Raw genomic sequence first — 17,116 nt, forward strand, 5'->3', positions numbered from 1 at the left:
TATCCCGAAGACAAAATCAGGTATGTTCCTCCTTCATGTAGGAGTTCTCCCAAATCCACTGAACGGCGCTCAACCGCGCTCAGCACCGAGCGTAAAGCTGCTCAAGCGCCGATGCAGATCGTCGAGGGCTTCGCCTACCGCTTCAATCGCCATGCCCAGTGCGTCGCGCTCCTGGCGCTGACACACCTCCTCAAGCCTTTCGCAACAGGTTATCAGCGTCTGCGCCTTGACCAGCCGTGCGCCGCCCTTGGCGCGGTGGGCGAGGTCATGCAGTTCGTGAAAATTCAACTGGCGGTGCAGCACCGGCAGCAGCGCGCGGTCTGCCTCAAGGCTTTCAAGCAACGGTATCAACAGTTCATTGAGCGCCGCGTCATCGTCACCCGTCAGCGTGATCAGGGCGCTCACATCAAATGTCTGCTCAACCTCAGATACCCCAGGGCTGGTCGCAAGTGCGGCCAGTGCCGAGTGCAAGTCCTCAAGGCCGGCAGGTTTGAACAAACAGGTATCCATGCCTGCCTGTCGGCAGCGCTCGGTTTCCTCCGGTTGCGCGTTAGCGGTAAAGCCCAGCAGCAAGCACGGTACCAAGCCTTGCGCACGCTCCTGCGCGCGGATATCGCGCGCCAGGGCGTAGCCATTCTTGAGGGGCATGTTGCAATCGGTGATCACCACATCCGGTTGCTCGGCTTGCCAGCATTCAAGCCCTTGCACACCGTCTTCGGCCAGGGTGATGCGATGCCCCAGAAAGCGCAGTTGGCGCGCCAGCAGCAAGCGATTGGCCGGGTAGTCGTCCACCACCAAGATGCTCAATACACGGCCCGGCCGGACCACAGGCGCCGGCCCGGCACGCTCGACCGGCACTGCGGTGGCCCTGGCCAACGTCAACGTCATGTCCACTCGCGTGCCCTGCCCGGGCGCACTGCTCAACTGCAGCGTGCCGCCCAGCATTTCACACAGACTGCGGCTGATCACCAGCCCCAGCCCCGAGCCGCTGCGCGCTGATTGTTCGGTGTTGCTGCCCTGGAAAAACGGGTTGAACAGACGCTGCTGGTCTTCACTGCTGATGCCGATGCCGGTGTCTTCCACCCATAACACCAGTTCCAGATGGCCAGTATCAGACCCCGGTGCACTGCGCCCGCCCAGACGTACCTGGCCCTGGGCCGTGAACTTGATTGCATTGCTCAGCAGGTTGGACACCACCTGCTTGAACCGCAAGGAGTCGATCAGCACCGGATAATCAATCAGCGGGTCGAGTTCCACCTGCAACGCCAGGCCTTTGGTCCGCGCCAGCCCCTCGAACACCCGCGCCACCGAGGTGAGCAATTCATGCAGATTGGCCGGCGCCAGGGTCAGCGACAAGTGACCGGATTCGATTCGGGAAATATCCAGAATATCGCCAATCAGCTCGAGCATGCCGCGCGACGCAACCGAGGCGACCTCCAGGGCATCGCGGTCGACGCGCCCCTGCTCGGCATTGGCGAGCGCCAGTTCAATCATGCCGATCACCGCGTTCATCGGCGTGCGAATCTCATGGCTCATGGTGGCCAGAAACGTGGTCTTGGCGCGGTTGGCGGCATCGGCGTCTTCCTTGGCTTCCTGCAACTGGCCCAATAACCGTTGGCGTTCGCTCACATCCACCCAACCGGCAATCATGCCCACCACGTTTTCGTCCCCATCGCGGTAGGGCAGCATCCAGTGGTAAATGGTCAGCACCTTGCCACCCGGCAACGTGAGTAGCCGGTCATTGATCTGCGGCTCGCCGCGTTCCATCAACCGCAGGTAATCCTCATGGAAGGACCGCGACTGCACAGGGTTGCCGCTGTCGGCTTCTATCACGGTCTTGCCGATCACTGCCTCGGACTTGAAGCCGAACACGTCCAGATAAGCGCTGTTGCACGCCATCAGCCGGCCCTGGCGGTCGCGCACGTAAATCGGATAAGGCGTGCCGTCGATCAATACACCCATAAAACGCATCTGGTCGCTCAAGGCCCGTTCCGCCTGCGCGCGTTTGCGGATCAGGCTGCGCAGGTAAATAGCCCAGCCGGAAGTGATCAACAGCAACAACGCCGCCAGCCCAAAGCCTTGAATGATCGCACTGCGGTGACGCAACCAATGGTCCTCAATGATCACATCCGTGCGCCATTGGCTGACCAGCTCATCCATCTCCTGCGGAGGGATACTCAGCAACGCTTTGTCGAGTATCGAGTACAACTCCAACTGGCCGCGATTGACCCCGAACGTCATGCGTGCCGGCTCGGCGCCGACGGTACTGGTCACGCGCAAGCGGTCGCGGTACTGCTGGGCGATCAGGTAACGCGCATTGATCAATGAGTTGACTGCTCCTTCGGCAGCCCCGCTGGCCACCAGCGCCATGGCTTCGGTGGGGTTGCGCGCCGCCACAAAGTTAATCCCTGGGTAATCGCGGTGGATGACGTCGCGCACGGCATTGCCACTGCTGATCGCGAGGCGCTTGCCGACCATGTCCTCCAGGGTCATCGTGCCGGGGTCGTCATTGCGGGTGACCAGCACCACCGGGTTGGTCAGGTAAGGTCGAGTAAAGCGCACCTGATCAGAGCCTTCGATACTGGGGGTCACCACCGCCATCATGTCGGCCCGGCCTGTACTGACCGCGTCAATTTGCTGAGGCATCGAGCCGCCGGAAACGACATCGAACTTCAAGCCGGTACGCAAGCTGATCCGCGACAGAACATCGGCACTCAAGCCCTCCAGTCGCCCTTGCGCCGTAAAGGACGCCAACGGCAGCATCTGCTCGGACGCCACCACCCTGACCCGCGGGTGTTTCTCCAGCCAACGCTGCTCACTGGTGCTCAAGTGCAACCGCTCGGCACCGAGCAGGCCCAGGTTGTCACCGTTCCAACGACGCAATATTTCCATCTGTTCGTTCGCCGGGATCGCCCTCAGCGCAGTGTTGATGATGCGCAGCAAGCGGGTGTTGTCCCTGAGCACGGCAAAGGCGAAGGAATTGGATTCCAACGTGGAAAAATCCGCCATTTGCACATTGTTCAAGTGGTTGCGGTTGATCTGGTAATTGGCAGAGATGGCGTCGCCCAGGTAGACATCGGCGCGACCGAACGCGACGGCGCCAATGGCTTCGAAAATAGACGGAAACAACTCCACGTGAGCCTTGGGGTAAAAAGCCTCTACCACGTCGGGCGGCATGTAGTGATAGAGCATGGCGATGCGTTTGCCAGCGAGGCCGACACTCAACGATTGGCTGTCGCCGGTGCGGGTAACCAGCACCGGCTGGTCATTGGCGTAGGAACGCGAAAGCACCAATTGCGGGTCGCCCGCCTCAAAACCATTGGACGTCCCAAGCAGGTCAATGGCGCCTTGCTTGAGGGCTTCGAGCACTTCATCGCGGGTATCGTAGCGCCGCACCTCAACGCTGATGTTCAGCGCTTGGGCGAGCAACCCGGCATAGTCCGCCGTGATGCCTTCGATTTCGTCGTTGTTGTTGGTCAGTTCGAAGGGCCCGTAGTCGGGCGCGGAAACCCCCATCAGCAACACACGCCGCCCCCGCAACCACTGCCAGTCAGCCTCGCCCAGCGTTACGGAGTGACCATTGAGGCTGGAGTGCCCCAGCAGGCGCAGATTTTGCGGCTGATCAAGGGCACTGGCCATCATCGGCAGCAAGCCCATCAACAGCGTGATGATGAACCGTCGCATCGGCGCAAGGATCATGTCTGATCAGATCAGATGATTACGCTGTGCAAACTTGGCCATGTGGACCACAGACGACATGCGCAGCTTCTCCTTGAGTCGCGTCTTGTAGGTGCTGATGGTCTTGTGGCTGAGTAACATCTGATTGGCAATTTCGTTATTGCCCAAGCCCAGGGCCAGCATCTGCAACACTGCCAACTCGCGATCTGACAGGGCTTGCACCAGTTCCTGCTCCGTGGACTGCAGATCGTCACGGCGCACCGAACTGCTCGGCAAGCTGGGAAAGCAACTGTAGTTGGACATTACCGCTTTGATAGCCTTTTGCAGCTCATCCAGCTCACCGGTCTTGGCCACAAACCCCATGGCGCCGGCACGCATGCAACGCGCCGAAAAAAACTCCGGAAGGTACGAGGTCAGTACCAGAATCTTGCATGGCAGGCCCAACGCCTTGACCCGGCTGATCACCTCAAGCCCTCCCAGCTTCGGGATCGCCAAATCAAGAATGATCAACGCCGGACGCCCCTCTCTGGCCTTCTGCACAGCGTCCGCACCGTTGCCCGCTTCATCGATTTCGGTGAAACCTTCCAGCGTCAGCAGATGCCGGACGGTTTTACGGATAAACGGATGATCATCAACTATTAGCGCTTTAGTCATAAAACTCCCCTGAGAGGATAAGTACCCTTACACATCACACGGGACACAGGTACCTGTGAGAAATGACAGTGCCGACCAGCGGTGCTGCACCTACTCAGGACAATAACCAGGCTGTTCCTGGTCCCTTCGATTGAAGCCGGCTGAACACGTACAGCCAAACCGATGCCGCCGGCTAGCTGCAAGCGCGCAACCTTAGCAACGAAATGACGTTTCATCCGAAGGGATAGTCCCAAGCGTATGTAGGACTTTTCCTCACGAAACATGACCAAGCCAGCGCCTGGTCATGCGTGAGGCGCGCCGGTTAATCAGTGGTGCTCGGGCTCCAGAAGGCCTGCACCACCAGGGTCGATGTGGAAATACGCGCTACCAGCGCATCCAGTTCGTCGCCGTCTACCGAGGTCGCGACCAGGGTGGCCTCGATCTCCACCTCTTCACTGCCAAACGGCCGGACGTCAACGTCGCTCGCCGGGTAGTTGCAGCGCGCCAGCTCGGCTTCGAGCAACACCATCACCGCCTGTTGCTGGCTGCGCCGCGCGATGACATAGAGGATGTTGGTCACCTCCGCCGACACCACGTCCAGAGGCTGACGGTTGATGTTGTTGACGATCGGGCGCAGCAGCGTGTTGGCCGCCAGTACAAACAGCGTGCCCAGCAGCGCTTCGAGGATCAGGTCGGCGCCCGCACAAGCGCCCACGGCTGCCGAGGCCCACAGGGTGGCGGCAGTGTTGAGCCCGCGCACGTTGCCCTCTTCGCGCATGATCACGCCAGCCCCCAGAAAGCCGATGCCCGAGACCACGTACGCGACCACCCGAACCGCGCCTTCAGCGCCGCCCAGCCGGTTGGCCATGTCGACAAAAATCGCCGCGCCCACGGCCACCAGCACATTGGTGCGCAAACCCGCCGTGCGCTGGCGGTACTGACGCTCGAAGCCGATCAAGCCGCCGAGGATAAACGCCGCGCTGAGGCTGACGACAGTATCGACCAAAGAATTGAGGTTGATGTTGTTGATTGCTTGCATAGGAAATCCTCCCTGTTTATTGCCAGCCAAACTGACGGATATAGATACCCTTGGCCCGCCCACCGTAAAAGGCAGGCGCGTCCGTAGCAGCCTGAATGCTTTCAGGTGCTGGTCAGCGTCGATGAGAGGGATGCAGGCAGGTGCCAGGACTGGCCGCTGCCGGAATGCCGCTTCTCGCTTTTTTCAGGCGAGACAACGGCACAGGAAGAATGCGCGTTATCTTGCCAAGGATGTGCCGGTTACTGAAACCGGCCGACAACTGTCACTCGAACAAGTACCCACTGAGAGTCTCCGCTATTGATGAAAACGCGCGGAGTTTACGCCGCGTTTTCGCGTGAGTAAACCGTAGGAAAGTTTACCGATGACCAACAGGCCGCTTCTTCAGCGCGAGTTCAGGAAGCGTTTTCCAGGCGTCATCCCGATCAAAGGTGGGAGGGAAATGGTCACTGCAGATCAGGTCTATGTACATCGGTTATGACAGCGTACCCGGCCGATCACGCTCGACCTTTTCCAGGTACTCATCCATCCGCCCACCCGCCAACGCCTTGAGCTGAATCGACACCGTATTCACCTGCCGCCCCATCGTAATTCCCTCGCGGGTGCGCACCGGCACATACCCAAGCTTGGGCCAGAACCGCTCGGCCTTGGTGTTGCCGACCACCACCGTCAGACGCAGCCATTGGGCGCCTTTGCTCGCAGCCCAGGATTCGAGATCGGCATGCAACTGTCGCGCAAGCCCGGTGCCGTGCAAACGCGTATGCACCAGCAGCAATCCGATATGCCAAACCCCGGCGGCGAGCAAATCCGCGGCAATGTTCACCACGGCGACCAACTGATCCTGCGCATCGCGGTAACCCAGCCAGTACATCCGGCTGCAGCGCCACCCTGCCGGCAAATAGCCCTGCAGTTCTTCGCGCGCTTCAGTCGGCCCGGCCGGCTCGCCATTGACCGCGATGAAATAGGCCGGCGCCTGTTCGAAAAAATGCTGCAGCTCAGCCGCATCGCTGCCATGCAATTCAACCACCCGGATGCCCGCGACGGAGCAGCCCGGCAACGCCTCAACATCAACGTCCATGTTCACTTTCCTTCAGTCATCGCGCGTCAGCACTTCCAGCAACTCGATTTCAAACCGCAGGTTGCTGTTGGGTTTGATGTGCGCGCCCATCGAACGCTCGCCATACGCCAGGTGCGCCGGTACACACAATGTGCGTACACCGCCGACGCGCATGCCCATCAAGCCCTGGTCCCAGCCTTTGATCACGCGCCCGGTGCCGATCACACACTGAAACGGCTTGCCGCGTTCCCAGGACGAATCGAACACCGTACCGTCTTCCAGGGTGCCGGTGTATTGAGTGGTGATCAGTGCGCCCTTGACCACGGTTTTACCGTCGCCCAGGCGGATGTCAGTGATCTGAAGGTCTTGGTTGCTCATGGGATGCTCGTTGAATACCAGAAGGTGGGCGTTTTCCCAGAATCACCGGCGTTTGGCAAGCACCCGCGCACGGCCCAACGGAGTGCGGACAGCAATGCCCCCCTGCCCGCTCGCAGCCATTCAAGGCGCCGGGCGCAAGCCCATGTGGAGTTGCAGCGCCTCGATCAAATGAAATTGATAGAGATAGCGCTCGTGTTGGAGCGGCTCCCACCGATCAATAAAAAAGTGCCCGCGCTCGTCCACTTGAATCGGCGTGGTGACAATGTCGCCGCTGCGCGAACGATGCACCAGCAGCGTCTGGTCGGGCGCCGGGCGCTCGATCAAAAAATGCCCGGCGTGCGTGAGGCGTGAGCGGTCGGCGGGCTTGAACGCCTCCGGCGGCTTGCGGCCGGCCACCGCCACATCAAGGGCAAAGTCACTGCGCATCGCCACCCATTCATCGGGGCGCAGGGGCCTGTTGGCCGCCTCCCATTTTCCCGCCCGCAAGCCGATAGGCTGGCCGGGCGCCACATCGTTGACATGCAGGCTGATGGCGCCCTGCAACCTTGCCAGGCCAGGCACGCCCAGGAACGTGTCGGTGTGGGTGTTGCCCATCAACGCCACCCAGCGATGCGGACCATGTGCAGCTTGATCCTGAGTGATGACCTCATTGGCAAAATAGCTGAACATCGCCGTGCGCGACGTTCCTTTATCCGGCATGCCATCGACGCAGTAACTGGCGAAGCAATCCAGCGCACGCACGCGAATCTTGTACTTGGCGGCAGTTTCGATCACCGCGGTGTAAGTGTGCGGCCCTTTATAGCCCAACATGTGCCCACGGTCCTGTATCCGCAGATAGTCCTTGAGCGCCTTGGACATCGGACTGCCTTGGTACAAGGCATCAAGGTCCGCCTGATGCAGGTCCGTCAGCAGGTGCTCAACATAGAGCGTCTTGACCTTCATGGTCTTCAGTTCCTTGATCAACAGCGCCTTGCTCGATTGCATGCTGTGCGCCTCGCCGATCAATACCCCGTTTGAATGGGCATAGGCGCGCTCGAAGAACTCACGCGCGGTGAGGCCGGGTGACAGCTGTGGCTGCGGCGCCGCAGCGGGTGGCACGTGGTCTTTGAAATGCGCGCCGGCCGCCGCGTCGAGACGTTCGCGAGTCCGCTGGAAGGCCGTGTAGGCCGGTCGAAGCGCCGGGTTGCCGGGGAAATACCGCGAATCCAGACCCTTTGGCGAATCTTTCAGCGTGCGCAATGCTTCACGCAGCGCAGAGGGCATCTCGAACACGCTGTAGCGGTGCTGCGACGGGGGCGGCAACGCCTGCGCCTGGGGTTGGGTGTAAGCGGTCTGCAGGGTGATCTTGAAATCAGCCTTGGCCAACGCATCATCGGGAATCGAGCCGGGCGTGTCTTTCCACACCCCGACCGGCGTGCCGACGCTGACATCCTCGACACGCAGGCTCACGGCGCCGTGCAGGTCGGCCAGGCCGGGGACTTGCTCATGGGTATTCATGCGTCGGTGATCCACCAGTGCCACCCAAGCGTCGTCAGGGTTGGCCGCCACGTCGGCGGCGATCACCTTGTGGGAGTAGAAGTTGCGCAGACGGTTCTCGCGAGGCGTGAGCACCGAGGTGGTGCCCCCCGCCAATGCATCGTCCAGATAGTAGGAGGTGGACGCATCCAGCGCCCCACCTCAATGCCGTGATCAGACGCCGCCTGCACCAGCGCCTGATAGGAATAGGCGCTGTCCTTGGGCATGCCCAACGCTTTATCGACGCTCTTGAGGTGCGTGTCGATGCTCTTCGACGCCTTGGCGGTGTGGCGTGTTTCCAGCTTGGCCCTAAACACATCGGCGGGCAGGTACTCGATGTACAGACGCCGCACGCCGTGGTCATGCAAGGCTTGCAGGGTGTCGATCAGGAACTGCTTGCTGGCAATCGAATCCACGCTCGCGCCGATCACCAGCCCTTTGCTTTCACTGAGCAGCTTATGCAGGATGACTTCATGCAGGGCGTCAGGCTCAACACTCAGTACATCGGCCCGGGGAACAATCGGGGCCAAGGCATCAAAGTAAGCGTTGGCGTCACGGGTCAGGTTGTCCACTGCCGTGCCATACGGCGCGCGCAGGTGGAACAGCTGCTTGCCCATGATGTCCCTGGCGATCTGCTCGCCATACGGGTCGGCGATGCGCGCGAAGGCCGCCTCCACGGCGCCAGGGGTCACCACATGCTCCAGGTCTTTCAACAACGCCTGCGGGGTTTCGTAACGCTCCAGCGGGCTGACGGCGACGGGCAGTTTTTCATATTTGGGTGCGCCACCCGCAACACCGGCACGCATCCACTGGCCTTGAGTATTACGATGGACCAGCCGGCCGGTGGACTGCAATTTCCCGGTTGCAGCATCCTGCCTGAGCAGCAGGAAGCGCCCCAGAGCGTCGGGCGTTTTGCGGGTCCATAACGCCTGGCCTTGGAACATCACCGCTTGCAGATCATCGAAGGCCGGCGTTGGCGCCTCCAGTTGTTTGATCAACGACAACGCTTGTTCCTGCGGCGCGGTATGCAGCAGCGGACGTATCGGCTTGCCCAACGGGCTGATCAGCGCCGGGCGCAAATCAGTGAATACCGCGCCGGCGCTATTGAGCAGGTAGCCAAGGTAGTGCCCGAAGGCTTCACCCATCTGCCCCTGGTTGTACGCGTGCAGGGCGAGCATCCCATCCTTGAAAGCCAGCGACATGCCCAGGCTCAGGCTCAGCACCGGGTAAGGCGCGGTGGCGATGGCAACGAGGGGTTCGATAACGCTCCACACCAGGTCCATGATCATGTGCGCACGGTTGACGGAGGTTGCCTCGACGTCGTCTATCTTGCGCTGCAGCTTGGCGTCGTACAGCGCCTGGCGAAGGTTGAGCACTACCGTCTCGCGACTGATCGGGTCATACCGGCCAGGGCTGGGATGGCTGCGGTTTAGGGTCTGCGGCAGTTGCTTTCTGGCGTTCTCCAGAAACCCATGCACGCGGGCCTTTGCCTGCGCGCCCACCCGCTCGGCGAGGTAACCGACCATGCCATCCACGTGTTTCAACACATAGTTGAACAGCCGCGCGTGGCGAAAGGTGACGCCATCCGGCGCATTCGGCGTGTAGAGCAGCACCGGGTCATGCCCGCGCTTGAACAGGAAGGTGTCGATCACCCATTCGCCGTCCACAAACAGCCGGTGCACCTGGTAACTTTCGCGCACCTGGTCGGAGGTATTGCCCAGGCTTTGCAGGCAGGTGTTCAGCCAGTCCAGGTCAGCCTGGGAGATGTGGCCTTGCAAGCGTGATTCGAGGGCAGCGTTGCGCATCTGCAATTGGCTGATGGCCAGCGTTGCGTTACGTCGGAACACATAGCCGGGGCTGCTGGGGCTTTGCAGGGTGTTGCGCACGTGGTCGACATAGCGCTGGCCGATCCACACGCCCCGCACCGAGCGCGACACCGCTTCAGGCGTCAAGCGGCTGAGGTCGACGCCGGCTGGGCCGGTAAAGGTCGCCGAGGTTTCAAACTTGGGGTCCAGAAACCCCACGCTGTCGTGATAACCGTCGCGCAACAATCGGGTGTACGTGACGGAGTCCGGCGTCGTAAGCCCGGGAAACGCCTGGGGGTAATGGACGTGGACCGTATTGGGGTCGACGTCCTGCGCGGCGCGCCCGAGCAGCGCGTTCAGGCGAATTCTGGCCTGTTCATGCACAAAGCTCGCAAAGGTCGGGAACAGCGCCTGGCCGTGCGGATCGCCATGGTAAGTGCGCAAGGCGCCCTCGGTGTCCTGCGCCAGGCCGGTGAGCGTCTGGCGCTGCGCCTGGCTGGCCGAACTGAACCACAGCGGCGTGGCGAACGTGAGATCGTCGCCCATCGTAGCCAGCATGTGTTGCGCCAGGGCTTTGAGACCGGCGGCGTAATCGGCAACAAAGGTGAACCTGACCTCGTGGTACTCCTGCGCATGCGGTTTGAGGCTCAGGCCCGTGAGAATCCGTTGCATGGCGGGGCGAAAACGCAGCGACAGTGTACTGAGGACATACCCCTTCATCGCGGGCTGGGTGCACCAGCCAAGCAGGTGCGCCTTGCAGCTGGCCTCGGTGTCAAACGCCTGGAACTGCGTCGCGCTGGGGGCCTCGGGCGTGCACAGCAACAGGCGTTTGACCTCACCCTTGGCGTCCGTCTGGCGCAGCAGCCACAACCCATTGAGCTGTGCCTCATGCAGCGACACGGTAGCGGCGCTGAGGTTTTCGCCGCGGCCCTCACGCAGAGCCTGAATCAATGCGTAGTCGGCCTCGCTCAAATGGTGTTGCAACACTGCCGTGTACGCCAGGGCGTTGAGCCGGTGGTCGAACATCGATTCGATCGCCTGCTTGACCACCGGGCTGCTGTGGCTTTCTTTTAGCACCGTGGCAAATGCCAGGCGCGGTTGCAGGCGGCCCAGCAAGCTCGCCAGGTAGGCCGGCGTCAGGTCCTGATACTCAGCATCCAGCGGCGTCTGGTCATAGGTCAGCGTGGTTCTGGTCAGGAAGTCCGACCCCGGCGCCTCATCGCCCTTGTGCAACCCGCGCAAGGCCAGCAGGGTCAGGCTTTGTTGCTGCTCGTAGTCGCCCACACCCGCCACGGTACGCCCGGTGCTGACCTGCAGCAGATCGGGGTCCAGGTCGTGGATTTGCAGCTCGTCGGCCAAGTGCTCGACCACTTGATAACGCGCCAGCGCCGGCGGCGTGGCGGCCGGGCCCAGCAGGTCGAGCATCGTCGCGCGCGCCTGGTTATAGCTGGCCAGCAATTGGGCCAGCAGGGTTCGTTGCGCAGTATTGGCGCTGCGATACCAATCCGGGGCGCTGTAGCGCAAGCAGCGGTCAAGCAAGCGCTGGGCGTGCAATGCCAGGCGCGGGCCGAGGTCGGGCAGCGTCGTCTGGATCGCCAGATCGAGGTCAGCGACCACCTCGCGTGCCGTGCGCCCCGGGTTCCCCACCGGGTCGAGCGCCCAGTCGATATCCTGCTCACGCTTGGCCGTCAACGCGTCAACCGTGTGCTCGAACAGCGGCTCAGCGTCGATCGGTTCCAGCGCCAGTGGCCAGATGCCGGCCGGGCCCAGGGCTTGGTAGCGTCTGGGCAGCAACGCCATGATTTCGCTGCGCCACGCCGCGTTGTCCATGGCGTTCAGCAGGTAACGGTCGAGTTCTTCCAGCGAGTTGAAGGATTCGAACCCGCGCAGCGGGTTGAACATCAGCACGTTGCCCACCGATTCGCCGTCGGTCAGCGTGTTCACCCGCGGATGCTTGAGCGTGGTCAGCACAAACGCCCCGGCGAACTCAATGCGCCGCGCCTGGTAGGTAAAAGTCAGCGCATACAGGCCGGGACGAAACGTCGGGCCCAGCGAGATTTGCGTGATCTGGCGCGCCATCTCCGGGTGCAGCAGCCGGTCGTTGAGGTCACGCTGTGCCTCCTGTTCCAACGCGGTAATGCCCGCCTCGTTGCTGAGGAAACTGCGCAGCCCCTTGCCGTTGATCACGCTGTGCCCTTGCATCGCTTGCACTTGAGCGTTCAACTCGCGCCGCAGACGCGCCAGCAATGCCTTGCCGTCGGCATGTTGCAGGTCGGCGGTTTCCAGGGGCTGGTACAGCGCACGCAGCGTGGCGGCGAGCGCCTCGCAGTGGCTTCGTAGCATGCGGTGCATACGCTGCAAATACGCCTGCTCGGCGCCGACAGGTTGCTCGGGCAACAGCGGCGCCGGCTGCTCGAACACGTGATGGCCGATCTGGTTGAGGTAACCCTTGATCTCGCTGAAAGAAGGAACGGGTGTGGCAGAAATGGCGGTGCTCATTGGTCGTGGCTCCATGCGATGAAAGAGTCATCAGCATGGAGAACGGCCGGTACGCGCGGTGTTAGATAGATAGTGGCGAGGGCGCGTGTTCCCGCGCCACGGTTATATCGTTGAGCCTTGTCTGAGTGGCAGGGCCGCGGCAGGCTTTACAGCCAATGCCAGAACCGGCTCCAGAAGCCCCGCCCCAAATCATCCTTGCAGCCTGCATATTGCGCCGCATACATCTGCGAGCGCGCCTGCACTTTGCTGGCCACCGGCGGCAGCCAGGCTTTGGCGGCGTAAGTGCGCTGGCGGTAACCGCCCCAGCCTTCGTGATAGTTCAGGTACTGGCCGTAGGCGTCGTATTTGTACACGCCGTTGATGGTGTAGGTCTTGTCCATGTACCAGCCGACAAAATCGATAGCGTCGTCGAAGTCCTGCCGACTGGCGCCGCTGCGGCCCGTGCTTTTGCGGTAGTCGTTCCACACTTCATCCTTGGCCTGGGCATAGCCGGCGGCAGTAGAGACGCGGCCCCAGGGGATGATCCACAGCAGATATTTGCGCGGCGCCAGGGCGTCCTGATGGAAACCGGACTCCTGGTACATGATCGCGAACGGCACCTGGATCGGCACACCCCAGCGCTTTTGCGTGACTTTGGCGGCGTCGTACCAGTCGTCCTTTTCACGGAAGATGCCGCACAGGTCATTCGGCGTGCGTGGCGGCGAGGTGCCGCACGCCGCCAGCATTGAGGTGAGGAGTAACAGTCCGACGGCTTTGCCTGCGCTCAAGGGGCACCTTTGCGTGATTCGCGTAAAAGGCCGCTATTTTACGCATTCATTCAGGCACATAGGTTATCGGCTTCGCTCTGTAACCTGTGGGAGCGGACAGCACTGGCCCACGGCATTGATGTTGCCGCGAATGTTCACGAATGCGCCTCGGCAAATTCCACCGGCCCACCCAGCCAGCACCCTTGAACCTGCCCCGCCGCGTCCCGGTGAAACCGCAGGGAAATCTGCGACGGCCGGATCATGCGCGGAATCGGGCCATGAAAGATTGGCAATCGATCTGAAGGAACCCAATCAACTGTGGGAGCTGGCTTGCCTGCGATGCAGGCAGCTCGGTCATTCAGTCAGACCGCGGTGATGCTATCGCAGGCAAGCCAGCTCCCACAGGGGGCAAGTGTGACCCAGGCATGTCAGCCGCGCCGCCACTCATCCGGCGACCTACCCAGCACACACCGAAACACATGGGCCAGGTGCGACGGTGATTCATAGCCGACGCTGTTGGCGGTCTCCAGAACCGACATGCGCGTATGCCGCAGCAGTGAGTGATGAGGAAGAATGGCTGCGTTGCAGCGGCACGCACACGAACTGGCGGTCGAGCACCGACGTGCTGCGCCCGCTGTCTTCGTCCTTGAAGCCCAACACGCCATGCTCAGGCACTGCACGGGAATGGAGCGCTGACACTCGCATGTTTGGTGTCAGTGAAAAGCGGCGTCCCTGCCGCTGACACGGTTAAGCCAAAGGTACGCGGCGTGTGGTCAACGCCGTGCGGCCGACGAAGAAGCTCAGGGCCGCACCCAACAGCAGCATGGCCAGGGTGCTCCAGGCTGCACGCGAGAGCTGTTTGGCGGCGACTTCGCCCGCTTCACGGGCCTTCTGCTCGGCCTGTTGCTTGAGCTCATCGACCTTCTGCATGGCTTGCTGATAAGCCTGCGCATAGTTGTCGACGATTTGCGTGGCTTGCTCTTTGCTCTTGCCGGTACGGGCCGCAACGATGTTGACCAGCGCGTCTTTATCCGCCGCATTCAACGCAGGGTCACCGGAGGCTTTCACGCGCTCGAACCACTGCTTGAGCTGATCACCGGCCTGGGCCGGGTTGGTCGCGGCATCCGTGGCCGTTTGCTTGCCATCGGCGGCAGCCTGGTCGGTTTTCTGCTCGACGTTGGCCGGGTCCAGTTCAGGCTTGCCACTTTGCTTGAGCAAGGTGTCGAGTTGGCCTTGCAGGCTGTTCCAATCCAGGTGGATGCCCTGCTCGTCCAGCTGCTGCTTGACGCTGTCGCTGATGCCTGGCGCTGCGACGGCGATGCCGCTGCCGGCAGCCGACAGGCCTTTGCCGACAACATTGCCTGCCGTGCCCACCACACTTGACGCCAGCGCCGCCAGCAGCCAGGTGGTGAAGAGCGTGGTCAGCGTCCAGGTCAGCACGCCATGCAGGCCGCCGCGATCCGGCGCGGTACGCCCCGCCACAAATGCACCGACGGCAATGGCGACCAGCGTGGACACGAACAGCCAGATCCCGGCGCCCGTGCCGAAGCCACGCAACGGGTTACCGGCTTGCATCGGGTCGACCGCGCTGGCGCCGATGGCCGTGCCCAGCACGCTGAGCACCAGGTAGGTCACCAGGGCAATTGCACTACCGGCCAGCACAGAGCTCCAGGACACGCGAAACGGTGAACGATTGGTTTCATAGACAGTGGTCATGATTAATCCTTTGAGTGGTTGACCGTTTTAGTCTGGCGAGCGCAGGGACGGCCGTCCTCGCGCAAATGCACCAGGCCTTCTGGTGCATTCGCACCCCGCGCCGGGCGATTTCTCTGCACTATCCTCGAGCCCAAGTGTCGTAATTGCCATGCGCCCATACCCCGGAGAGACCATGACTCAGGACGTTCTTGCCAAAGAAACCAACCGCCGCCAATTGCAGCAGATCATCTCCGGACTGTCCGACGGCGTAATCCTGGCCGAGGTTGACCAGACCATCCTATGGGCCAACGAAGCGGCGTTGACCATGCACGGGGTCAGCGAGGTCGAGGCGTTGGGGGTCAATACTGCGCAATACGCCAAGCGGTTCGCGCTGCGCTATCGCAACAACCATCCGCTGCCGCTGGACAGCTACCCGCTCAGCCGCGTGGCCGCCGGTGAAGAGTTCAGCGATGTGGTGGTAGAAGTCACCCCCGCCGCCGACGAAAACCGCAGCTGGGTGCACCGCTTGCGCAGCCAGGTGCTGACCGACACTCAGGGCGAACCCGAGCTGCTGGTGCTGATCCTCAGCGACGCCACCGAGTGGGCCAGCGCCGAGCAGCGCTTTGAGAAAACCTTCAACGCCAACCCGGCGCCCGCCGTGATCTGCCGCTTGAGCGACCTGCGCTATATCAAGGTCAACCAGGGTTTTCTGGAAATGACCGGCTACAGCCGCGATCAGGTCATCGGTCGCTCGGTGTATGAACTGGACGTGCTGGAGCAGGCCGAGCGCAAGGACCTGGCCGTCCAGCGCCTGGGCGAAGGTGCAACCATCCCGCAGATGCAGGCCGAGCTGCGCCTGCCCGAAGGCGGCAGCAAGCTGGTGATCGTCGCGGGCCAGCCGCTGGACATGAACGAGGAAGACTGCATGCTGTTTTCCTTCACCGACCTGGAGCCAAGGCGCAAGGCGGAAATTGCCCTGCGCCAGAGCGAGGAGCGCTTTGCCAAATCGTTCCGTCTGACGCCGGTGCCGACTCTGGTGTGCAGCGCCGCCAACCGGCAGGTGGTGGATATCAACGAAGCGTTCATGAACATCACGGGCTACACCAGTGAAGAGCTGATCGGCAAGACCATCGACGAGATTCACTTCATCGACAGTCCACAGGCAGGCGCGCAACTGTTTGCGACGCTGGAAAAAGCCGGCAACCTCGACGGCCTGGACCTCAAGGTGCGCAAAAAAGGCAGCGAGGTGATCGATTGCGTGGTCTCCGCCGACACCGTGCTGATCCAGGATGTGCCGTGCTATTTGCTGGTGATGATGAACATCACCGAACGCAAACGCTCAGAGCTGGAGTTGGTGGCTGCCATCGAGGAAGTGATGCAGGACGCCTCCTGGTTCAGCCAGACGCTGATCGAGAAACTGGCCAACGCCAAGAGCGTCAACAGCCCCAATTTGCCGAACGTGGCCTTCACCGACCTGACGGCCCGTGAACGCGATGTGCTGGGTTTGATCTGCGAAGGCCTGGCCGACAAGGAGATTGCCTCGCGCCTGAAACTGGCGCCCAACACCGTGCGTAACCATGTGGCCACGGTGTACTCCAAGCTGGGGGTGCATAGCCGCAGTGCGGCGATCGTCTGGGCCCGTGAACGCGGGCTGTTTGCCGGGGAATTACGGGTAAAAAGCAAAAAATAAAGTGCAAATGCACTAGTACGACCGGTGCAAATTCGCCTTATTTGCGCATAACGAGGTGCTTAACCTTGAAGGGTGGGCACAGGGCTTTGAGTCCCGTGCCGTATTGGTTTGATCTCTTGAAGGAATGCACTATGAAAAGCGAACAAGTCAAAGGCGCCGTCGAGAAAGTTGCAGGCAAGGCCCAGGGTTTTCTTGGCGACCTGACCGGTGATGAGCAGTTGCAAGCCGAAGGCGTTGCGCGCCAGGCCGCCGGGCAATTGCAGCAGACCTATGGTGACGCGCTGGATACGGTCAGTGATTTCGCCCGCAATAAACCGCTGGCTACCGTCGCCGGTGCAGGCCTGCTGGTAGGCCTGTTGCTGCGCCGTCGTTGAGGAGCCTGAG

Annotated in this window: 13 protein-coding genes; 2 read left to right on the forward strand and 11 right to left on the reverse strand. The window is 61.6% G+C overall.

Annotated elements, in window-relative coordinates; genetic code table 11:
- Positions 1-69: 69 nt before the first annotated feature.
- From ACM530_RS29590 to ACM530_RS29640, 11 genes are all read right to left on the reverse strand, one after another.
- Entirely contained in the window at positions 70-3,699 is a 3,630-nt protein-coding gene (locus ACM530_RS29590; protein WP_416363882.1) for a transporter substrate-binding domain-containing protein, read from the reverse strand.
- A 6-nt stretch (positions 3,700-3,705) separates the two neighbouring features.
- On the reverse strand, positions 3,706-4,332 hold the full coding sequence (locus ACM530_RS29595; RefSeq protein ID WP_106579958.1) for a response regulator transcription factor: 627 nt from the start codon (positions 4,330-4,332) through the stop codon (positions 3,706-3,708).
- Between the two features lie 301 nt (positions 4,333-4,633).
- Positions 4,634-5,350: an MgtC/SapB family protein gene (locus ACM530_RS29600; RefSeq protein WP_119735498.1), complete on the reverse strand. Its 717-nt coding sequence runs from the start codon at positions 5,348-5,350 to the stop codon at positions 4,634-4,636.
- 472 nt (positions 5,351-5,822) lie between these two features.
- On the reverse strand, positions 5,823-6,425 hold the full coding sequence (locus ACM530_RS29605) for a GNAT family N-acetyltransferase (RefSeq protein WP_242200786.1): 603 nt from the start codon (positions 6,423-6,425) through the stop codon (positions 5,823-5,825).
- Positions 6,426-6,437: 12 nt separating this feature from the next.
- Complete coding sequence (locus ACM530_RS29610; protein ID WP_145163437.1) at positions 6,438-6,782, reverse strand: FKBP-type peptidyl-prolyl cis-trans isomerase; 345 nt, start codon at positions 6,780-6,782, stop codon at positions 6,438-6,440.
- A 120-nt stretch (positions 6,783-6,902) separates the two neighbouring features.
- The gene (locus ACM530_RS29615; RefSeq protein ID WP_416363883.1) at positions 6,903-8,393 is read right to left on the reverse strand and encodes a hypothetical protein; all 1,491 of its coding nucleotides are present in this window, start codon (positions 8,391-8,393) and stop codon (positions 6,903-6,905) included.
- On the reverse strand, positions 8,342-12,601 hold the full coding sequence (locus ACM530_RS29620) for a dermonecrotic toxin domain-containing protein (protein WP_416363884.1): 4,260 nt from the start codon (positions 12,599-12,601) through the stop codon (positions 8,342-8,344). The genes ACM530_RS29615 and ACM530_RS29620 overlap by 52 nt, the downstream gene beginning before the upstream one ends.
- 146 nt (positions 12,602-12,747) lie before the next feature.
- Complete coding sequence (locus ACM530_RS29625; protein ID WP_262206229.1) at positions 12,748-13,368, reverse strand: hypothetical protein; 621 nt, start codon at positions 13,366-13,368, stop codon at positions 12,748-12,750.
- 407 nt (positions 13,369-13,775) lie between these two features.
- Complete coding sequence (locus ACM530_RS29630) at positions 13,776-13,886, reverse strand: AraC family transcriptional regulator (protein ID WP_242200792.1); 111 nt, start codon at positions 13,884-13,886, stop codon at positions 13,776-13,778.
- Positions 13,849-14,052 carry a hypothetical protein gene (locus ACM530_RS29635; protein WP_416365143.1) on the reverse strand — a complete coding sequence of 68 codons (204 nt, stop codon included), beginning with the start codon at positions 14,050-14,052 and terminating at the stop codon, positions 13,849-13,851. Before ACM530_RS29635 ends, ACM530_RS29630 begins: the two co-directional genes overlap by 38 nt.
- Positions 14,053-14,094: 42 nt before the next feature.
- Complete coding sequence (locus ACM530_RS29640; RefSeq protein ID WP_416363885.1) at positions 14,095-15,063, reverse strand: hypothetical protein; 969 nt, start codon at positions 15,061-15,063, stop codon at positions 14,095-14,097.
- A 172-nt stretch (positions 15,064-15,235) separates the two neighbouring features.
- Here ACM530_RS29640 and ACM530_RS29645 point away from each other — a divergent pair, with 172 nt between their 5' ends.
- Positions 15,236-16,732 (forward strand): PAS domain S-box protein, encoded by a 1,497-nt coding sequence (locus ACM530_RS29645; RefSeq protein ID WP_416363886.1) that lies wholly within the window; start codon positions 15,236-15,238, stop codon positions 16,730-16,732.
- 131 nt (positions 16,733-16,863) lie between these two features.
- Positions 16,864-17,106 carry a CsbD family protein gene (locus tag ACM530_RS29650; protein WP_416363887.1) on the forward strand — a complete coding sequence of 81 codons (243 nt, stop codon included), beginning with the start codon at positions 16,864-16,866 and terminating at the stop codon, positions 17,104-17,106.
- Positions 17,107-17,116 lie beyond the last annotated feature (10 nt).

Origin of the sequence: Pseudomonas sp. NFX183 (genome assembly GCF_047943075.1) — a bacterium.
GTDB lineage: Bacteria > Pseudomonadota > Gammaproteobacteria > Pseudomonadales > Pseudomonadaceae > Aquipseudomonas.

What these genes read in the sequence shown, in the direction of transcription:
- ACM530_RS29590 (WP_416363882.1), bottom strand. Translation starts at nt 3,699, where the DNA reads ATGATCCTTGCGCCGATGCGACGGTTCATCATCACGCTGTTGATGGGC.
- ACM530_RS29595 (WP_106579958.1), bottom strand. Translation starts at nt 4,332, where the DNA reads ATGACTAAAGCGCTAATAGTTGATGATCATCCGTTTATCCGTAAAACC.
- ACM530_RS29600 (WP_119735498.1), bottom strand. Translation starts at nt 5,350, where the DNA reads ATGCAAGCAATCAACAACATCAACCTCAATTCTTTGGTCGATACTGTC.
- ACM530_RS29605 (WP_242200786.1), bottom strand. Translation starts at nt 6,425, where the DNA reads ATGGACGTTGATGTTGAGGCGTTGCCGGGCTGCTCCGTCGCGGGCATC.
- ACM530_RS29610 (WP_145163437.1), bottom strand. Translation starts at nt 6,782, where the DNA reads ATGAGCAACCAAGACCTTCAGATCACTGACATCCGCCTGGGCGACGGT.
- ACM530_RS29620 (WP_416363884.1), bottom strand. Translation starts at nt 12,601, where the DNA reads ATGAGCACCGCCATTTCTGCCACACCCGTTCCTTCTTTCAGCGAGATC.
- ACM530_RS29630 (WP_242200792.1), bottom strand. Translation starts at nt 13,886, where the DNA reads ATGTCGGTTCTGGAGACCGCCAACAGCGTCGGCTATGAATCACCGTCG.
- ACM530_RS29635 (WP_416365143.1), bottom strand. Translation starts at nt 14,052, where the DNA reads ATGCGAGTGTCAGCGCTCCATTCCCGTGCAGTGCCTGAGCATGGCGTG.
- ACM530_RS29640 (WP_416363885.1), bottom strand. Translation starts at nt 15,063, where the DNA reads ATGACCACTGTCTATGAAACCAATCGTTCACCGTTTCGCGTGTCCTGG.
- ACM530_RS29645 (WP_416363886.1), top strand. Translation starts at nt 15,236, where the DNA reads ATGACTCAGGACGTTCTTGCCAAAGAAACCAACCGCCGCCAATTGCAG.
- ACM530_RS29650 (WP_416363887.1), top strand. Translation starts at nt 16,864, where the DNA reads ATGAAAAGCGAACAAGTCAAAGGCGCCGTCGAGAAAGTTGCAGGCAAG.